This window comes from Treponema primitia, assembly GCF_046533075.1.
In the GTDB taxonomy this organism is placed as follows: Bacteria; Spirochaetota; Spirochaetia; order Treponematales; family Breznakiellaceae; genus Termitinema; species Termitinema primitia_B.
The window spans coordinates 23,831-43,270 of record NZ_JAJQRB010000074.1; the positions used below are offsets into that span (position 1 = coordinate 23,831).

17 protein-coding genes are annotated in these 19,440 nt (G+C 50.6%); 9 read left to right on the plus strand and 8 right to left on the minus strand.

Translation table 11 applies throughout. The features are described from left to right. The first annotated feature begins 1 nt into the window (after position 1). The 4 genes from LQZ19_RS15500 to LQZ19_RS15515 all read left to right on the plus strand — a co-directional run bounded on the left by LQZ19_RS15500 (position 2) and on the right by LQZ19_RS15515 (position 4,536). Positions 2-955, plus strand: a complete 954-nt coding sequence (locus tag LQZ19_RS15500; protein WP_411048592.1) for an ABC transporter permease — start codon at positions 2-4, stop codon at positions 953-955. Positions 956-1,044: 89 nt separating this feature from the next. Beyond that, on the plus strand, positions 1,045-2,004 hold the full coding sequence (locus tag LQZ19_RS15505; RefSeq protein ID WP_411048593.1) for an ABC transporter substrate-binding protein: 960 nt from the start codon (positions 1,045-1,047) through the stop codon (positions 2,002-2,004). A 95-nt stretch (positions 2,005-2,099) separates the two neighbouring features. Next, entirely contained in the window at positions 2,100-3,086 is a 987-nt protein-coding gene (locus LQZ19_RS15510; protein WP_411048594.1) for a substrate-binding domain-containing protein, read from the plus strand. Positions 3,087-3,186: 100 nt separating this feature from the next. Further along, on the plus strand, positions 3,187-4,536 hold the full coding sequence (locus tag LQZ19_RS15515; protein WP_411048595.1) for an alpha/beta hydrolase family protein: 1,350 nt from the start codon (positions 3,187-3,189) through the stop codon (positions 4,534-4,536). Positions 4,537-4,683: 147 nt separating this feature from the next. Here the strand turns inward: LQZ19_RS15515 and LQZ19_RS15520 are convergent, their stop codons facing one another. Further along, a complete protein-coding gene (locus tag LQZ19_RS15520) occupies positions 4,684-5,700 on the minus strand; it encodes a sugar ABC transporter substrate-binding protein (RefSeq protein WP_411048596.1) in 1,017 nt (338 codons plus the stop codon). Between the two features lie 370 nt (positions 5,701-6,070). Between LQZ19_RS15520 and LQZ19_RS15525 the strand changes: the two genes are divergently transcribed. The 5 genes from LQZ19_RS15525 (at position 6,071) to LQZ19_RS15545 (ending at position 11,894) form a co-directional block, all read left to right on the plus strand. Beyond that, positions 6,071-7,171: a substrate-binding domain-containing protein gene (locus LQZ19_RS15525; RefSeq protein WP_411048597.1), complete on the plus strand. Its 1,101-nt coding sequence runs from the start codon at positions 6,071-6,073 to the stop codon at positions 7,169-7,171. A 103-nt stretch (positions 7,172-7,274) separates the two neighbouring features. After that, positions 7,275-8,780 (plus strand): sugar ABC transporter ATP-binding protein, encoded by a 1,506-nt coding sequence (locus LQZ19_RS15530; RefSeq protein ID WP_411048598.1) that lies wholly within the window; start codon positions 7,275-7,277, stop codon positions 8,778-8,780. A gap of 36 nt (positions 8,781-8,816) precedes the next feature. Beyond that, complete coding sequence (locus LQZ19_RS15535) at positions 8,817-9,809, plus strand: ABC transporter permease (RefSeq protein WP_411048599.1); 993 nt, start codon at positions 8,817-8,819, stop codon at positions 9,807-9,809. Positions 9,810-9,840: 31 nt separating this feature from the next. Further along, on the plus strand, positions 9,841-10,902 hold the full coding sequence (locus LQZ19_RS15540) for a zinc-dependent alcohol dehydrogenase family protein (protein WP_411048600.1): 1,062 nt from the start codon (positions 9,841-9,843) through the stop codon (positions 10,900-10,902). Beyond that, positions 10,902-11,894: an aldo/keto reductase gene (locus LQZ19_RS15545; RefSeq protein ID WP_411048601.1), complete on the plus strand. Its 993-nt coding sequence runs from the start codon at positions 10,902-10,904 to the stop codon at positions 11,892-11,894. Before LQZ19_RS15540 ends, LQZ19_RS15545 begins: the two co-directional genes overlap by 1 nt. 113 nt (positions 11,895-12,007) lie before the next feature. On the opposite strand, the gene LQZ19_RS15550 is transcribed toward LQZ19_RS15545, so the two are convergent. The 7 genes from LQZ19_RS15550 to LQZ19_RS15580 form a co-directional block, all read right to left on the minus strand. Then, positions 12,008-12,625 carry an RloB family protein gene (locus tag LQZ19_RS15550; RefSeq protein ID WP_411048602.1) on the minus strand — a complete coding sequence of 206 codons (618 nt, stop codon included), beginning with the start codon at positions 12,623-12,625 and terminating at the stop codon, positions 12,008-12,010. Next, positions 12,615-13,901 carry an AAA family ATPase gene (locus tag LQZ19_RS15555; RefSeq protein WP_411048603.1) on the minus strand — a complete coding sequence of 429 codons (1,287 nt, stop codon included), beginning with the start codon at positions 13,899-13,901 and terminating at the stop codon, positions 12,615-12,617. Before LQZ19_RS15555 ends, LQZ19_RS15550 begins: the two co-directional genes overlap by 11 nt. 211 nt (positions 13,902-14,112) lie before the next feature. Next, positions 14,113-15,930, minus strand: a complete 1,818-nt coding sequence (locus LQZ19_RS15560; protein ID WP_411048604.1) for an L-fucose isomerase — start codon at positions 15,928-15,930, stop codon at positions 14,113-14,115. Positions 15,931-15,972: 42 nt separating this feature from the next. Further along, a complete protein-coding gene (locus LQZ19_RS15565) occupies positions 15,973-16,983 on the minus strand; it encodes a LacI family DNA-binding transcriptional regulator (RefSeq protein WP_411048605.1) in 1,011 nt (336 codons plus the stop codon). Next, positions 16,984-17,418, minus strand: a complete 435-nt coding sequence (fucU, locus tag LQZ19_RS15570; protein WP_411048606.1) for an L-fucose mutarotase — start codon at positions 17,416-17,418, stop codon at positions 16,984-16,986. A gap of 82 nt (positions 17,419-17,500) precedes the next feature. Beyond that, positions 17,501-18,169 (minus strand): DUF6320 domain-containing protein, encoded by a 669-nt coding sequence (locus LQZ19_RS15575; protein WP_411048607.1) that lies wholly within the window; start codon positions 18,167-18,169, stop codon positions 17,501-17,503. Continuing rightward, positions 18,153-19,436, minus strand: a complete 1,284-nt coding sequence (locus LQZ19_RS15580; protein WP_411048608.1) for a hypothetical protein — start codon at positions 19,434-19,436, stop codon at positions 18,153-18,155. The genes LQZ19_RS15575 and LQZ19_RS15580 overlap by 17 nt, the downstream gene beginning before the upstream one ends. Between the last annotated feature and the right edge of the window lie 4 nt (positions 19,437-19,440).

Below are 19,440 nucleotides of genomic sequence, written 5' to 3' on the forward strand. Positions count from 1 at the left end.
TATGGCAAACAAAAAACGCTCCAATTCAAAAACGACCCAAACGATACTTGCTTTCGCAGGTCTTATTGCCCTGATCATTATCTTTTCTCTTTTTTCGCCGAATTTTTTAACCTACAATAATTTGGTAACCATATTATTAATGACCGCTGTTAACGGCATTTTGGCCGTGGGGATCACCTTTATTATCGTTACTGGGGGCATAGATCTTTCCATTGGTACGGTTATGACCTTCTGCTCGGTTATGGCCGGGGTTTTTATTACCATGCTGGGAATGCCCGTTTTTGTCGGTATCATCGCCGCTGTTATTGCCGGCGCCCTCTGCGGGTTTGTTAACGGGGTCAGTATCGCCAAGCTTAAACTTCCCCCCTTTATTGCTACCCTGGGGATGATGAACATTACCAAGGGGCTTAACCTCATCGTTTCCGGAACTAAACCCGTTTATTTTACCGATATACCGAATTTCGGTTCCATCGCCACCAGGCCCATTTTGGGGATACCCCTGGGGGTCCTCGTATTTTTCGGGACCGCCCTGGTTGCCTCATTTATACTATCAAAAACCATTATCGGCCGGTATACTTTTGCCATCGGGTCCAATGAGGATGCGGCAAGACTTTCGGGAATAAATACCGATGCATGGAAGATAGGTATTTATTCCCTGAGCGGCGCCTTCTTTGGTATCGCGGGGATTGTGATGGCCAGCCGGCTAAACTCCGCCCAGCCCGCGTTGGGACCGGGATACGAAATGGACGCTATCGCGGCGGCGGTTATCGGCGGAGCATCCCTTTCCGGAGGGGAGGGAAGTATTCTGGGTACCGTAATAGGTGCATTTATCATTACGGTTCTTACCAATGGGCTGCGGATCCTTTCGGTACCCCAGGAATGGCAGATGGTAGTAACGGGTCTTATCGTCATAGGTGCGGTATACCTTGATATTGCCCGGCGGAAAATAAAATAACCCGTTGTATTGTGTAGAAATTACAATAATCCTGTGATTGTTGTAAATATCACCATGGAAATTCATGGTGAAATAAACAGGAGGAATCTATGAAGAAGATGTTTTTAGCAGTTCTGTGTCTCATGGTTGGGGCTTCCGGTTTTGTGTTTGCTAATGGCGGAGCGCAGAGCGGTAGCGGTGCGACCTACATACCCTTGGTTTCAAAGGGGTTCCAGCATCAGTTCTGGCAGGCCGTTAAGCAAGGCGCGGATCAGGCGGCCAAGGAGCTGGGAATTCAGATCACCTTTGAAGGCCCCGAGAGTGAATCCCAGGTAGATAAGCAGATTGAGATGCTTCAAACCGCCATGGGAAAAAATCCTGCGGCGCTGGGTTTTGCGGCCTTGGACAGCCGGGCGGCGCTCCCCCTTTTGCAGCAGGCTAAATCCAGAAATATTCCGGTTATCGCCTTTGACTCAGGGGTGGAGTCGGATATCCCCGTAACGACCGTTACCACGAACAATAAGGCTGCCGCTGCGCTCGCGGCGGATAAAATGGCCGAAGCTGTTGGCGGAAGCGGCAAAGTGGCGCTTATCGTCCACGATCAGACCAGCCGTACCGGTATTGATCGCCGGGATGGGTTCCTGGAGCAGATGAAAAATAAGTACCCCAATATTCAAGTTCTTGAAACCCAATACGGCGGCGGTGATCATCTTCGTTCCACCGAAATTGCCAAAGCCGTTATTAATGGTAATCCGGATCTGAAGGGATACTATGGCGCCAATGAAGGTTCCGCTATCGGCGTGGTGAATGCGGTAAGTGAACTTGGCCTGTCCGGAAAGATCATCGTTATTGGTTTTGATTCGGGCAAACTCCAGTTGGATGCCATCAAATCCGGACTGATGTATGGTGCGGTCCAGCAAAACCCGGTTCTTATGGGTTATAAGACCGTTGAATCCGCCGTTAAAGCGCTCCGGGGTGAATCACTGCCCAAAATCGTTGACTCCGGTTTCCTTTGGGCGGACAAGAGTAATCTGACCAACCCCGATGTGGCAGCGGTTGTTTACGAATAAAGCCGGAAGCTATTTTACAGGAATGATCTGCCGGTAAATATATATTTTACCGGCAGATTTTTTATACATTGATTTCTTATCAGATAGGGGAAACATTGTTTCGAATTCGTTCCTTTATTATGCCCGCCATCCTGGCCTTCATCTTGTTGGCGGGAAGTCTAATCATCCTTTTTATTACCCAACCGTCTCCCGAAAAGGCCATCAAAGTTACCGCAGTGATAAAGGCCATTGCCAACGATCAGGAATTTTGGGAGGTGATTAAAACCGGTATGCGCGCTGCGGCAAACGAATTCGGCATTACCCTGGATATCCAGGGGCCATGGGTGGAAAGCGATGTGGACGGCCAAATACGCATCACCGAGAATATCCTCAAAAACGATCCCCCCACGGCGCTTATCCTGGCAGCTGCCGATTATATCCGGCTGGCCCCCCTGGTTGAGCAGGCCGTTTCTCAGGGTATCCGGGTAATTGCCATGGACTCCGGGGTGGCTAGCTCCCGGCTGGTCACCTTCGTGACAACGAACAATATAGAGGGGGGGGAAAAGGTTGCCGCCGAAATGCTGCGCATCCTTGAGCCGGGGCGAAAACTCGCCATAATCAACCATGTTCAGGGGACTACCACCGCCATGGAACGGGAAGAGGGGGCCCGGAAAGTTCTGGCGCAGGATGGCCGCTACCCCCTGCTGGGCGTTTGGTTTACCGAAAATTTTGAGGAAAACGCCTATGCTATTACGGTGAATCTCCTTAAGGAGTATCCGGATCTGGGGGGTATTCTGGCGATGAATGAGTTTTCCACCCTGGGTACGGCTCGCGCTCTGCAGGATCAGGGCCATGCCGGGAAGGTACGGCTTGTAGGCTTTGACAGCTCTCTTACGGAAATACAGCTGATTGAGCAGGGGGTCATCGCCGCTACGGTAATACAAAAACCCTTTAATATGGGGTATCTCGCAGTCCGGGCTGCCCGGGACGCCGCAGCGAATCGGCCCCTGCCCCCCTTCATTGATACCGGTTCGGTACTTATCACTGCGGATAATCTGTATGAACCGGAGAACCAAAAATTGCTCTTTCCTTTCGTGGATTAAGGGTATTTTAAATCTTTTACCTAAATTACACAAGATCTTGACTTGACAGTGCAAAATGCGAGGTATATCGTTACTTATATTCTATTATTTGGAGGTTTTTATGAGAGTAAGGATGTTAGGTATCATGCTTTTTATCGTTATGATAACGTCTTTTGCCTTTGCTGAACCGGCAAGGGATGAAAAAGCGGCTTCATCGCCCGGAGGCGTAAGAATTGTACAATTTTCCGGTAAACTCGTTGCCCAGTTATATCAGCCCGGGGTAATAAATTCATATAATAAAATCGGGCTTTTTTTAACGCATCCGAACAGCAATTATTTTGATCATTCCCTGGTTAAATATATGACAGAACGCGGCTTTACTGTTATGGTAGCCAATACACGGTATACCGATCATAAACTTGCGGATATTTATTGGGATAATGTTGCCCTGGATATGAAAGCAGCCATTAGTTATTATAAAAACCTTCCGGGTATTGAAAAAATCATTTTAATTGGACATAGCGGCGGCGGTCCGGCTTCCGCTTTCTATCAAAATATCGCTGAAAACGGCGCCGCCGTCGGGCAGGGCCCCGAAAAAATCTGGCCCCTGGGGAACAACTTGAATGGTTTACCAAAAGCAGACGGCCTGATATTACTGGATTCCCATCTTGGATATGCCTTTGCCCAATTGGTAAACTATGATCCCTCCGTAGTTTCCGAGGGCCCCTTAGCGCCGCAGGAAATTGACAGGAGTCTGGACATGTATGCGGAAGCAAACGGCTTTAGCGCAACCGGCTCGGTGTATACGGATGAATGGAAGGCGCGTTATTATTTAGGACAATATAAGCGTAACGATCAGTTATTGAACTTTGCCTTGGGACGTTGGGATGCGTTAAAAAATAAAACCGCAAACTATCCCGATTCGGAGCCGCTTGTAATTCCCCGCCTTTCGAGCAGACTGTTTTTAAGCGATCTCACCGCTTTTTCTCACACAAAGAAGGCTTATCCGTTACTATCCGTAAGGGGTGTCGAGAATACCGTAATACAGAGTGTGCGTACTGCGGGTATCGACAAAAACGGACGCCTTTCGGGTGAATCCAATAATAGAAATTATGCCGATGGTGTTGTAGCAACGGATATAGTGAATTTTTTGAGTACCCTTGCCATCAAGGTCAACAGTAATTTCAAAATTACCGCAGATGATATTATTGGGGTAGATTTTAATTCTTCCAATACGTCTACACCGGGAAATCTGGAAGGAGTCCATGTACCCGTGCTTATTATGAGCATGACCGCACATTATTGGATAGTGCCCAGTGAAATTGAATATGAGCACACCGCAAGCAAAGATAAAACTCTTGTCTATGTAGAAGGCGCTTCTCACGGTCTATCGGAGTCTGCGCCAAAATACGGTGATACTCAAGCCATGATAGCCGATTGCATTACGAATTGGGTTTCTCAACGATATTAAAATATTTTTCTGAGATAAAACGTGCCTGATTTCTCAATACCCCGCCGCAAATGCAGCGGGGTATTTCAATTTGTAAATTAATATTCCAGAGTTCACATAGGCTGTCCAAACAGTTTTTGAAACTTTTTGGACAACCTCGTAGTAAAACTATTTGGTCATATACTCACTGAGGTGAGCATATTTCACCCATTCATCAACATTGGCATTGGTAATGAGTTTGGTCTCAAGATTAAAAAGCGGTTCAACCTTTTTTCCCTGAGCAACAAGAAGGCCCTGCTTTACCGCGGTGTAACCCATATTGAAAAGCGGCCATGCAACATCGGCGTCAATTCTGCCGGCTTTCATTTCACTCAAGGCATCTGCCGAACCATCAAAACCTACGAGCTTCATCTTGCCTACAAGGCCTGCCTTATCCAACACATCAAGCGCATTGATGGTACCGCCGTCCCATGCACAATACACGCCCTGTATATCATTTTTCAACTCCGCGAGAGCACCCTCCATACCGGAATGAGCCCTTCCCATGTTGAAATCGGTGGCGACTTCGTGGATTTTAATGTCCGGATAATTTTTATTCAAATACTCCACAAAACCATTCCGGCGATCACGGCCGGTGGGACGGACTAACATTCCATTGAGAGTAACGACAGTACCCTTTCCTCCAAGAGCCTTACCCATCCATTCGGCGCCCGCTGCGGCGCCAGCATAGTTGTCAATGCCCACATGACAGGTGATACCCTCAATATTACTTTTTGAATCGATGGTGATTACCGGGATACCGGCAGCCATAGCATCAATCAACGCCTGATCGTAATTTGTCCCGCCGTAGAGTGCTACTATAATGTTGTAATGTTGATCCACGAATTCTTTTACAAGCCCCGAATAAGTTGCGATATCCCCGTCCTTATACTGAACGACACGCAGCTCAATGCCTTCTTCGGCTGCGGCGGCAATGATGCCCTGTTTAAACAATTCATGGGATTGATTCTCAAGATCATTCACAACATAACCGAACCGCAGTTTTGCCTCGGATTTAGCGGGAGTTCCCGCTGTTTCGGGTGTTCCCGCCTTTTCGGTGGTTCCTGCTGTTTCGGGAGTTCCCGCGCACGACATAAGTACTGCGACCAGAACGCAGCACATGGAAAAGATAATTTTTCTTTTCATTTTTTCCTCCAAAGGTTAAAATATTTTTTTACTATACCATGTAACAATTAATAGCGCAAGAAAAAAATAATAAAAATATCTAAAAATTATCAGCCCGTGTAATAAAAGTATTTTTTTAACCTTTCGTCATATAAATTTAACCATGGGCAGATTTAGGGAAAAGAAATATTAAAATAAATACCCCCTGATTTCTTCCTGTTTTCCCGATGGCAGCCAATAAAAGTATATTTTTGACCTTTCATCATATAAAATTAACCAAGGGCAATTTGGAAAATAATAAAAAAATGGCTATACAGTTTCAAGAACAGAGTTTATAATAATGCCAAGAGGGTTTAGGCCTTCAGAGACATCATTATGGAGGAAAGGATTTATGAAAAAAATCACATTAGCTATAATGGCGCTGGTAGTTGCGGCGGCCATGGTGTTTGTTGGCTGCCAAAAGAAAACAAGCGTACCGGAAGCGGGTGGGAAAACCAAGATTGCTCTGCTTATGAGAAACATGGACGAACAATTTCTCAAGGATTATTCCGAAGCGGTACGGAAATTTGCGGCGGCAAAGAATGTGGACCTGAATGTTCAAGACGCCCGGAGCGATGGCGCCACCCAGCTTACCCAGCTTCAGACCCTGCTCAATCAAGGGTATAAGCACTTTGTAATTATCCCGGCGGTTTCCGAACTTTCCGAACAGATGAACCAGCTTATCCTGGAACGGGGCGGATCGGCGGCTTATTCTAACATCCAGCCAACCGTTGCGTCTCTCAAGGTGGGAAAGACCTTTTTCTACGCCTCATCTCCGGAATTCGTGGCCGGCCGCTTCCAGGGCGAACTTATTGCGGACTATTTTGACAAATATCCGGATAAGGCCCCGGGCAAAACGGTAAACATGCTCCTCATCCTGGGCCAGTTGGGTCATCCTGCCCAAATCAACCGGGAAGCGGGCCTTATGGCGGAACTCAAGACCCGGGGATACACCGTTAACGTGGTAGCCCGGGACACCGCTAACTGGACCCCCGACCAATCTCAGCAGAAGATGGACGCCTGGATCGGCGCCTATCGGGGCAAGTTTAACGTAGTGGCCGCCCAGAACGATGGTATGGCCCTGGGCGCCGTGGAATCCCTCATTCAGAACGGCTTTACCAAGACCGATTTCAGCGACGGTACTACCCTCACCGTTCCGGTACTGGGCATTGACGCCACCGGGGAAGCGCTTAATTCCATGAAGGAAAACAAGCTCTACGCCACGGTTCTGCAGGATGCGGCCGGTCAGTCTGCGGCGGCCTTTGATGTGGTCTATCAGGTAGCTACCGGTACCTACAAAGCGGGCAACCCCGCCGGCGGAACCCCTGCGGCGACCACCCCCATTGATGAAACTCCGGCCAACGACGCCGCCATCATTGGGCAGTGCTATCTGGTCCCCTTTGTACCCGTAGACAAGGCTTCGGATTATTACAAGGCGAACGCTCCTAAATAAGGAATGCGTATAGCGGATTTTTAAAAAGAACCACAAAAGGGTTTTAGTCCTTTCGGCTAAGGTCCTTAGTGGTTCTCATTTTAATTAAATTGATGGAGCAAGCATGGCGGAATCAGCCTATGTCCTTGAAATGCTCGGGATTGTCAAACAGTTTCCGGGGGTCTTGGCTTTAGACAATGTGGATTTTCAGGTAAAGCCGGGAACGGTCCACGCCCTGATGGGGGAAAACGGCGCCGGAAAATCTACCTTGATGAAGTGCCTCTTTGGCATCTACAAGACGGACGCGGGAAAGATAATTCTTAATGGAAACGAGCGTCACTTTAACAGCGCCTCCGATGCTATGGATGTCGGGGTTTCCATGATCCACCAGGAATTGTCCAACGTGCCCGAACGATCTGTGGCGCAGAATATTTGGCTGGGCCGGGAACCCGTGAATGGCCTTCACTTAATCGATCATAAGAAAATGATCCGCGATACCCGGGAACTACTTAAGGGACTTAACTTTGATTTCGATCCCGCCGCAAAGATGAGCAGTCTTTCTATCAGCCAACAGCAGGGCTGCGAGATCGCCAAGGCGGTTTCCTACAAAGCCTCCATCGTGGTGATGGACGAGCCCACCAGCTCTTTAACCGAGAACGAAGTGACCCACCTCTTTGAAATTATCCGGAACCTCCGGGCTCAGGGCGTGGCTATCATATATATTTCCCACAAAATGGAAGAGATCTTCCAGATTGCCGATTCCGTTACGGTCATGCGGGACGGCAAGGTAATCGGTACCTATCCGATATCCGGGATTGATAATAACAAACTGATTACCCTCATGGTGGGCCGGGATATTACCCACCGCTTCCCCCCGGTGGAATCCACCCTTGGGGAGGTATGCCTGGAGGTACGGAACCTTAGGGCCGCTAATCCCCGGTCCTTTAGGAATATCAGCTTCGAACTCCGCAAAGGGGAGATCCTGGGGCTGGGAGGACTGGTGGGAGCCCAGCGTACCGAATTGGTGGAAGCCATCTTTGGGGTCCGCTCAGTGGCGGAGGGGGAAATTCTGGTAAACGGGAAGCCCTTGAAAAAAATCAGCCCCCAGGCTGCTATACAGGCGGGGATAGGAATGATAACCGAAGACCGGCGCAGTTCCGGTATCTTCCCGCTGTTGGACATTACCGTTAATACTACTGTGGCATCCCTGGGAAACTATAAAACGAAGATTGGCCTTCTGGATCATAAAAAGTTGAGAGCCCTGGCTTCAACCCAGAACGATCAGCTCAGAACCAAGACCCCCACCATGGGTACCATGATCCAGAATCTTTCCGGCGGAAATCAGCAGAAGGTGATACTCAGCCGCTGGCTTATGACCCTGCCGGAGATACTCATCATGGATGAACCTACCCGGGGTATCGATGTGGGGGCCAAGTACGAAATCTACACCATCATGGCGGATCTGGTAAAACAAGGTAAGGCCATCATTATGGTGTCCAGCGAAATGCCGGAGCTTATCGGCATGAGTCACCGGGTAATGGTACTCTGCGCAGGCCGGCATACGGGGACCCTGGATAAACAGGATGCAACCCAGGAAGCGATCATGCGTTACGCCACACAGTTTGCTTAAAATCTCGATACAAAACAGATATTGATGGGGGAAAATATGAAGGAAATTAAAATAAAGCAGATTGTCAGTAAGTATACAACCTTTGTTACCTTTGTGGCGCTGGTTTTTATTCTAGCAATTCTTACCCGGGGTCAGGCTTTAACCTGGCCTTCAATTAAGACCCTTATCATCGCCGAATCGGTCAGGGCCTTTGCATCCCTGGGGGTTGGGATGATCATCATCACCAAGGGGATCGATCTTTCCATCGGCTATGTGGTCTGCCTTACCGCTTCGGTGGCGGCTTCCTTCGCCCAGATCTCCACCTATGAATCGGCGTTGTACTTCGGCCATAGTTTTCCGCTGCTGGTTCCCATTCTGGCGGGCATTCTTGCGGGGGGCCTGTTCGGCGCCTTCAACGGGGTGCTGGTAGCCTACGGGAAACTGCCCCCCTTCATTGCCACCTTAGGAACCATGTCCATTGCCCGGGGTATTCAGCTAATCTACACCAAGGCTGCCATCGTCGGTTCCCTGACTCCTCAGTTTAAGGCCCTGGCCCAGACTTCCATCGGTCCTGCAACCTTTTCTTTCCCTGCCCTTGGTATCTATGTGGTGATTATTACCATTATTGTTTGGGTATTGCTCAAACATACCCGGCAGGGGACAAACTTTTATGCCATTGGGGGCAATGCCCAGGCAGCCCGGGTTTCGGGGATCAATGTGGAGCGGGATCTCCTCTGTGTGTACCTTTTTGCGGGACTCCTCTACGGCTGCGCAGGGGTATTGCAGGCAGGCCGCCTTGGTCTGGCCAACGCCCTTACGGCAAACGGTATGGAGCTGGACGCCATTGCTGCGGTTACCGTGGGCGGTGTGTCCCAAAACGGCGGTGTGGGTACCGTAGGGGGCATGATCATCGGGGTATTCACCATGGGGCTTATCAACTACGGGATGAGCTTCCTATCCATCGATTCCTATTATCAATTATTGGTAAAAGGCTCTATAATAATTGTGGCGGTTTTCTTTGATATGAAGAAATACGCTAAACGCGCGTAGCGTTTGAACCACATTTATGCAGGAGGCTATTATGGAAGGAACCATGAAGGGAGCCTATCTCCCGGGAAACAGTACCGTAGTGTTGAAGGATGTTCCCATTCCCAAGCCGGGACACGGGCAGGTTTTGGTTAAGATGAAGGCCTGTACCATCTGCGGCAGCGATATCCGCGCCATTTACCGTGAACATATTGGCAAGGGGCCCGAGGGATATCAAAATGTCATCGCCGGGCATGAACCCTGCGGACAGGTAGTGGAAGAGGGCCCCGGGATCAGACGCTTCAAGAAGGGCGCCCGGGTTATCGTGTACCATATCTCAGGATGCGGGGTCTGCCACGACTGCCGTATGGGCTACATGATCTCCTGTTCCTCCCCCCTCCGGGCGGCCTACGGCTGGCAGCGGGACGGGGGCATGGCGGAATACATTCTCTGCGACGAAAAGGATCTGGTGGAACTCCCGGACTCCCTGAGCTATGCCGACGGCGCCCAGGTGGCCTGCGGATTCGGCACGGTCTACGAGGCCATCACCAAGGTGGGGGTTTCCGGCAACGATGCGGTGCTGGTGGTTGGTCTGGGCCCGGTGGGTCTGGCCGCCCTGATGCTCTGCCGCGCCATGGGGGCCAACAAACTCTACGGCATTGAGGGAAACCCGGTACGGATAGAGCTGGCAAAAAAACTCGGCCTGGCGGATAAGGTACTCACCCCTGCGGATAGTAATGTTGATGAAATTAAAGCGCTGACCAATGGCAAGGGTGTGGAGCGGGCCTTTGACGCCTCCGCCAGCGATCCCGGCCGGGTCACCGCCATACGGGCTACCCGGCAGTGGGGTAAGATAGCTCTGGTGGGGGAGGGCGGAACGGTACACTTTAATCCCAGCCCGGATATTCTCCATGATCAGAAAACCATCTACGGCAGCTGGGTAACCAGTATCTGGCTCATGGAAAACCTGGTGGAAGAACTGGTTCGCTGGAACATGCACCCGGATCTTCTGGTGACCCACCGTTTCCCCCTGGACAAAGCTTCGGAGGCCTACAAACTTATGGCGGATGGAAACTGCGGCAAGGTTGCTATCTGCGCCGATGAGGAGCTGAAATAATGGCCGGTCCTATCGATCCCAAACTGGTCCCCAAACGGACCCTGGCTTCCGGGGAAAAGATTCCCTGCATAGGTATGGGAACCTTCGGCTCCGACCGGTATCCCCCAGCGGAGATTTCCGCAGCCGTAGGCGGGGCTATCCGCGCCGGTTACCGGCTCTTTGACTGCGCTGCGGTCTACGGCAACGAGGACCGGATCGGCGAAGTATTCGATGATGCCTTCAATTCCGGTGTGGTAAAGCGGGAAGAACTCTTTATCAATTCCAAGGTCTGGAACGATATGCACGGGAGGGGGAATGTACTCCTTGCCCTGGCAAAAACCCTGCGGGACCTCAGACTGGACTATTTGGATTCCTATATGGTGCACTGGCCCTTCCCCAACTGCCACACCCCGGGGTGCGCCGGCGATGCCCGTAACCCGGACTCGGTTCCCTTCTCTGCGGATCGCTTCATGGGCGCATGGAAACAGATGGAACGCATCGTTGATATGGGACTTGCCCGGTACATCGGTATGTCCAACATGACCATCCCAAAACTTGAAGCGGTACTTCCCCTCTGCCGTATACAGCCGGCGATGATCGAGATGGAAATGCACCCCGGTTTCCAGCAGCCGGACTTGTACAAATACTGTGTGGATCGGAAGATCCTGGTAATCGGCTTTTCCCCCGTAGGTTCCCCCAACCGGCCCGACCGGGACAAGGCCGACGGGGATATTGCCGCCACGGAAATTCCCGAGCTGGTCGCAATAGCCAAAGCCCACGGCCTCCACCCCGCCATAGTCTGCCTGAAGTGGGCGGTCCAGCGCGGCCAGATCCCCATACCCTTCTCTGTCCATGAAAAGAACTACCTTGCCAACCTGCGCTGCGTCACCGAGGATCCCCTGACGGACGCCGAGATGGCCGCCATTGCCCGGGCGGATAAAAACTGCCGTCTTATAAAGGGGCAGGTGTTTCTGTGGGAAGGCGCCAAGGGGTGGGAGGATCTTTGGGACTAAGAGAAACCAACTTGATCGAAAAAACGCCGGTGGGGCGGGGAAGCCCCACCGGCGCCTGTTCGCAGGGGGTTTCTCTCCGCTCACCGGATTGCGCTTTATGAAATGATAGGGGATTAGCTTCGTAACTTTTTAACCAGCTCAAAAACCGTTGTTATCGGATTTTGATCCCTGATTGCTTTTGTACATTGAATGTTGTAAAGCTTGTTTGCATTGCGTATGGCGGTTTCTTGTTTGTCTTGTAAACGTTTATACATATCTTTAGCGTTTTTTAGATATTCTGCATCTAATGCGGTTGTTAGTTTTTCTTTGTATTGAGTACGGGAAAGTGCGGTGTCACAGTAATTAAAATGAAGTAAATACCATATTTCAAATGCTTCAATTGAATATGCGCAGCGTATGTTTTCGCGTTTTGCCAATGCAAGAGCTTCATTAAAAGACTCTAACGGAAAAGAGTCACGGTCAAATACGCACCACACTTCCTGATAGGGCTGACGCTTTTTCTGTGCCTCGTTTTTTAGCTGTATTGCTTTTTCTACCAAAGATATTGTATTGTATCCTGTCCCCTGTATGTCAATTTCATCATAAACGCAGGGATTTTCCGGAAACGCCTTAAAATAATTTGGTTCGGTCTTTTCCCCCTCACAGACAATAAGTATTATACGGGGCTGCCGGGTACTTTCTGCACGGCGCAGTTCCGCAGTTCTTTTTTGAAATAGTTTGTCATGCCCCATTGTTGTCATCCGCTAACTGCATGTTGATTTCATTAATATAGGGTATACCGCCATATTTCCCTTTTAGGTAGTTTTTATCAAAAGCGGCGTCATTTCTGACTGATCCATGAGTTCCCGGCTCCACATACTCAACCAACGAATAGAGTTCGGTTGCACCGTAGGGATCTTTTTCACAAAACCAAATTTGGTCACGGCGAAAAAGGGCTTTCTTCATAATATGTACCGCATGACAGGAAATAATAAGCTGTCCATTTCCGGGATTGGTTTTTGGTGAATGAAATAATTTTAGAATTGATTCCAGGATAAGCGGATGCAGAGAAGAATCAAACTCATCAATGAACACAGGAAATCCCTTGTCCAGTGATTCAAGGAGCAAAGCGGCAAATTGAAAAAGTTTTCTTGTTCCCAATGACTCATTTTCTTCATCAAAGTCAACTGTTGATATAACATCTTCATTATCATAGAATGCGTGACTATAGGAAGCCTTTTTTTGCATTCGCACCCTTGTTTCAATGGCGCCGCCGGGAGTACGAACACGATATGGAGAAGGAACTTCTTTACTATTTACATCGAGAATTTGAATGTCCGCGCATCGAAGAAAATCGACAACACGCTCCCGATATTTCGGATCATCAAGTTTAGAGAGTGTTTGTGTCCTTTTATTATTTAGCCCTATAGAAAAAAACTGAAAAAAAAGTACAAGTTCCTTTGCCAGTTCCCCATTAATTTGAGCGCAAACGGAGAGAAACGAAGCGTTCTCTCTGGTTATCTTTACTGCCGCTTCACCTTCGGCAAAATGTTTGGAGTTGCATTTAATCTCCTGGCCTTCCCGGGTAAAAAGCTCGACTTCCTGTACATTAAGAATGGCGAAAAGATATTCCCCGTATACTTTATCCTGATTAACCGTAAATCCATACCGGTATCGTATTGGTTTGCCCTCCCGGTTTTTCAGGAAAAGCAGCAATTCGAATGCAGATGGTTCTTCCACCGTTTGCTGGGAGAATAAAAATGGATGGACATTTTCTATGGCATCGCCCGCTTGCTGCGAGGGGCCTGAATTAACCGCAAAATTCAAAAAAAAGGTCAATGCCTCGAAGAAGTTGGATTTGCCGCTGGCATTTGCCCCGTAAATCACCGCGCTCCGTAAGAGGCGCACATCCTTAGTGACTTCAAAGGTATTTTCAGCTATCAATTCCTTGTTTTTTGTCGACAAAAGCGAAAACGTTTGTTTGTCTTTGAAAGACTTGAAATTTTCTATACTGAATTCAACGATCATATGGGACCTCTTATTGGTTATACTTATTATCGGCAAAAAATGCAAAGGGAAAATAGCGTTTTTTACGGAAAATCCACAGAAAAGTATTTTTTATATCATATTCTAGTCTATCAAATGTATAATTTCCCATAAACTACTAAACACCGGCGGGCAGGGGGAGGACAGGCATTCCCCTCCCCCTGCCCGTACATGCGATTAGTACGGGTTTCCCTTACTTATAAAGAGGCCCCAGCGCCGAACAAGCCCGGTAGTCAGATCCTTCCTTATCCATACCAAAAGCATTCCAGTAACTAGGCCGGTAGATCCGGTCCTCGGTCACATTGTGCATACACACGGGGATCCGGAGTATGCTCGCCAGGGTGATAAGGTCCGCGCCGTTGTGGCCGTAGGAAACTGCCCCGTGGTTGGCGCCCCAGTTGTTCATCACCGAATAGACGTCCTTGAAGGGGCCTTCTTCCCCGGTGATCCTCGGGGCAAACCAGGTGGTGGGCCAGGTGGGATCGGTGCGGAGGTCCAGCTTGTCGTGAACATGATCCGGAAGGGTTACCGTAAAGCCTTCGGCAATCTGCAGTACCGGACCAAGGCCTTTGACCAGGTTAAGCCGGGTCATGGTTACGGGCATACCCCCTTCGCTGATGAAGTCCGAGGAATAGCCGCCGCCCCGGAAATAGCCCAGGTTGCCGTAGCGCCAGCTTACCGCATCCAGGCAGGCCCCGGCTTCCTCAGGACTGATCTCCCAGAAGGGCTTCCAGGCGGCTTTCCCGTCCTTCCGCTGTTTGCCCGTGCCGTCGATGGCGGCGGAACCGGAGTTGATCAGGTGGATAAGGCCGTTGGCTGCCCCGCCTTCGGGTTTCCAGCCGGTAACCCGCTCAATAGCCGCGGGGCTCCAGTAGGTCCGCACGTCCGCGAAGACCTGGGCCGCGCCGGTGAGGAGGTAGCCGAAGAGCATGGACACTCCGTTGAGGCCATCATTCTCCGTAGCCACCACATAGGGGGAGCGAATGCCGTTCCAATCAAAGGACGAGTTGAGGATGACCTCCATGAAGTCCCCGTTGGGGAAGTGGTCGGTCCACTGACGTTGACCCTGGAAACCGGCCAGGATGGCGTTATGCCCCAGGGCTTCCTCGTCCAGCTTCTTCCGGCGCAGGTCCGGATTCCCAACCATGAGGTCCCGGACGATGAGGGCCATCTTTACGCAGGTCTTCCAGGTTTCGTCCTTCTGTTTTTGGCTGTGCTGTTCCTCGGCGGGATTATTGTCCGGCCCTACCTTACAGTTTTCCAGGGTCCAGGCCAGGGCCCGTTTGTACTCAACTTCGGAGTAGATCTTCTCTTCAAAACGCCGTACCAGTTCGGACATATCCACGTATTCATTCCGCATCCCCAGGTATTCCTGGAAGAAATCGGCGTTGCTGATGGAACCGGCGATACCCATGGCCACCGAGCCGATGGATAGGTAGCTCTTGCCCCGCATCCATGCAGCGGCCAAGCCGGATTTTATAAAGCTGAGGATCTTGCCCTTCACATCATTGGGGATCTTGGCGGCATCCGCAAAGTCCATCACATCCCTGCCGTAGATACCAAAGGCGGGGAGTCCCTTCTGGTTGTGGGCGGCCAGAACCGCCGCCAGGTATACCGCGCCGGGCCGGTCGGTACCGTTGAAGCCCCAGACCGCCTTAATAGTGGTGGGATCCATGTCCATGGTTTCCGAGCCGTAACACCAACAGGGGGTTACCGTCAGGGTTACCTGTACATTTTCCCGGGAAAACTTATCCGCGCAGGCGGCGGCCTCAGCCACACCCCCGATGGTAGAATCGGCGATTACACACTGTATGGGCTGCCCGTTGGGGTGCCTAAGGTTTTCGGTGATAAGTTTAGCCGCCGCTTTAGCCAACTCCATGGTTACTATTTCGAGGGATTCCCGTACCCCCCGGCGCCGGCCATCGATGGTCGGCCGTATGCCGATTTTCGGCAGCGCTCCCCGGTAACGGTTCTCCGGGGGATTCAACTTGAGACTGGATATATCAGCCATTTTTTGCCTCCTGTAAACTTATGGGGTGGAAAAACCCGCCCCTTAATGACGAATAATAGTTATCGGGATACGGATAATCCGGCTCCCGGTTTTCCGGTTTTGTTTTTTCAGGCTAATCCGTTCAAGGATACGCTGTCCCGCCTTTTCCCCAATGCTTACCGCATCCTGGGCTGCCGTATACCGGCATGCCGGTAAAAAAGGGGTATACCGCGTCTCATCAAAAGCGGCTATAACCACCGGTGGAAGTTTCCGCCCTTCACGGGTCCATTCCAGAAGCCTCCGCTCCATCCCCAGGTGAACCAGGCTGTTCACTGCCACCAGGGCTTCCAAGGTTTGCGGGGACTTGAGCATGGTATCCATACCCTGGTACCCATCCTCCACCCCCATTCCGGCCAGGCGTATCCACTCCGGTTCGGTCCTGATCCCCGCCTGCCTCAACGCCCGGGAAAAACCGGAAAACCGTTCCCGGGCGTTGGAAATGACGTTATTCCCCCCGACAAAAACGATACGTTTGAACCCATCGGAAAGGAGACGCCCGGTAAGGTCAAATGCTCCGCCTTCGTTATCCGAAAGCACCGCATCCAGATCGATCCCCTCTACCAGCCTATCCACCAGGACCAAGGGGAATCCCCGCCGGGCGATCGCCTTCAGGTGTTTCCCCTGGGCTCCCGCGGGGATGACCACCATGCCATCCACCATACGATCCGTCAGTACGGAGATCCGCTTCCGCTCTTCCTCCACGGAATTTGCCGAAGAGGAAATAAGCATGGTATAACCCTGGGCATCCAGTACCCGTTCAACCCCCTCCGCCAGATCCATGAAAAAGTCGTTGGACAGTTCCGGGGCAATAATCGCTACCGTCCTTGTGGACCGGGTTTTCAGGCTCCGGGCCATTTGGTTAGGCCGGTATCCCAGTTTTTTCACCGCCAAGGAGACCCGCAGCCGGGTTTTTTCGGACACCCTGCCGGTACTATCCGGGGCAAGAGCCCGGGATACCGTAGCGGTAGAGACCCCTGCGGCGGCGGCAACATCCCGTATGGTTTGCCCTTTCATTTATTGTAGGGGGATAACCCCTTTTTTCAGGATTATATTCCCGTATGTCCTGGTCTCCCCGGTCATAACCACGGCGAAAGCCTTTTTAGCCCGTTCATAGAAGGCAAAGCGTTCAATCCGCTCAACCGGGGGAGTTCCGGGCCAGCGCCGGTCAATGACCGCCCGGTAGGATTTTTCTACCCCAAGGTCCAGGGTATCCCCGGGCATGACCTGCATCATCATCACCGGATGGGGTACCGCGTAGTCCAGGTTTGTCAGGGCCAGGATCCCGTCCAGCAAAGCGGGAATTTTGATACCGTCCGCCCGGATCACCCGGGAATTACAGGAATCACCGGGGAAAAAAGCGTCCGCCAGGACAAGCTCATCCCCGTGGCCCATACGGAACAGGGCATCCAAAAGCTCGGGGCTAATAACCGGATCAATACCAATAAGCATAACAACCTCCCATATTGCCTTAATGATCAGGCCGAAAGGGCAATTTGTCAAGAGGAAAATGTAATCGTTTACATTATGCGTTCTACAGATGCATCCGCCGCTGCAGTTCTTCCCAGAGGGATCGGCCCTCAAAGACCAGCAGGAAAGCCAGGGAAATCAGGGAAAGGGCAAAGCAGATTACTGCGGGGTAAACAATGGTAACCACATGAAAAATGATGAGCAGCAAAGAAAAAATACTGAACACACTGATGATGCCTAAAAATATGATATAATCCTCTACCTTCAGCCTGCGGACCTTGGCAAATACCGCCAGGGCTACCATGGAACAGCTAAAAAGGGTGGGGATAACAAAGTTCAGGGACCATTTATAAAAACCCGTAAAAAAATCCCAGAGGAGAACCATCACCGAAATAACCAGGAGCTGCAGAAAAATTATTTTTGGAATATTCCACCATTGGCCATTGATAACCAGGAAGGAAAGCCAGAGACTGCCCAATCCCGCAATCACAAAGAGGGACCACCATACACCCCCTGAGGGGATAGCAATATTGATAGCCACGGTTATAACCGCCACAGCGATGGCGCCAAAGGCAATAAAGCTGATGAGCCGCTTGTTGGGAGCCGGCAGGACGGGGATTTCCGGAAAAACGTCCAGATCCGGTTCGGCTTCCCCGGACAGTTCCCCCTGGCAGAGGGGGCAGCGGCGGGGACTTCCCCCAACCCTAACCCTGCATTTATGACAAAACAGCATGGGGCGCTCCAAGTTCTTCCGTATTGGACACAATTTCAATATCCAAACCAAAGCCGCTGAGGGTACGAAAAAAGGCCCTTTGAACATCACTGCTCATAAAGGGGGATGAAAAACTGATAACCAGGTTATCCTCAAAGGATGTTATACATACCTGATGACGTTTCGTGCAGGTGGTCATGCAGAATGAACGTATATGGGGGGCCATTTCCGCGGGCATGGTTATTTTTCCGATATTGGAAAAGGCTGCGCTGTCTTCCCTTGCCGCCTTCCATGCCGCATTCTTGAGAACCGGAACCTTTACCGCCAGGGGAACCACCTTGATGGGCAGGGCATGTTCCAAAGAGCTTAGCTGATTCAGCCGTTCATAGATTTTTTCCGGTCCTAACTGGGCCTCAAAGGACTGCCGTACCTGGGCCAGGACATCCTCAAAATTTTTCCCCTGGGTGGAAAAATTATGGGATACATTGATAACGCTGAAAAAATTCCGCGCCGTGGGGGTGGCAAAATAGCGCCGCAGATCCACAGGAATAGTGAGGGAGACCGGCCGGTTTTCATCCCGGACCTTCATACCGTCGTGGATGGAACAAATAAGCAGGGCGGAAAGAAATTCCCCCATGGTGGCATGGTATTCATGGGTTTTTTGCAGTAACGCTGCGGCGGAAATATGGCCTTCAATAATGCCAAGCCGGGATTCGGGAAATCGTTCGCCCTTGATTCTGTAGGCAAGGGGCAGTTTGGGGATTTTAACGGATTTCCCCCTTGAATAGTATTTATCAAAGGCGTCCCCGCTTCTTTGTTCATTCGAAGCGTTATTATCCTCCATGCGGATATTTTTATCAATAATTCCCCGGTGCTTTTCAAGGAGATAGTAATAGACAATGGTTTTGAGAAACTGTAGGGCCCCCATTCCGTCGGACAGGGCATGGTAGAGTTCAAAATTAATACGTTTTCTGTAAAAGTTCAGTTCAAAAAGCAGGTTTGTCCGGTTTGCATCGTACAGGGGGGCGCAGGGGGGTTTATATTCCTCCCGTACCTGGGGCTGTATATCGCTTTTTTCAAAGTAGTACCAAAAGAAGCCCCTGCGTATGATGAAGCGGTAAAAGGGGAACTGTTCAAGGCTTGTATTGAGGGCACGCTGCAGGGTTTCTGCGTCCACATCCTCATGGAGTTCGCAGCAGAAACGGAAAACCTTGGTATCATCCTTGGTAGTGCTTGGGGGAAAGATCTTTGCGGCATTATCAAGCCGGTGCCATTTTGCGGAATACACGGGC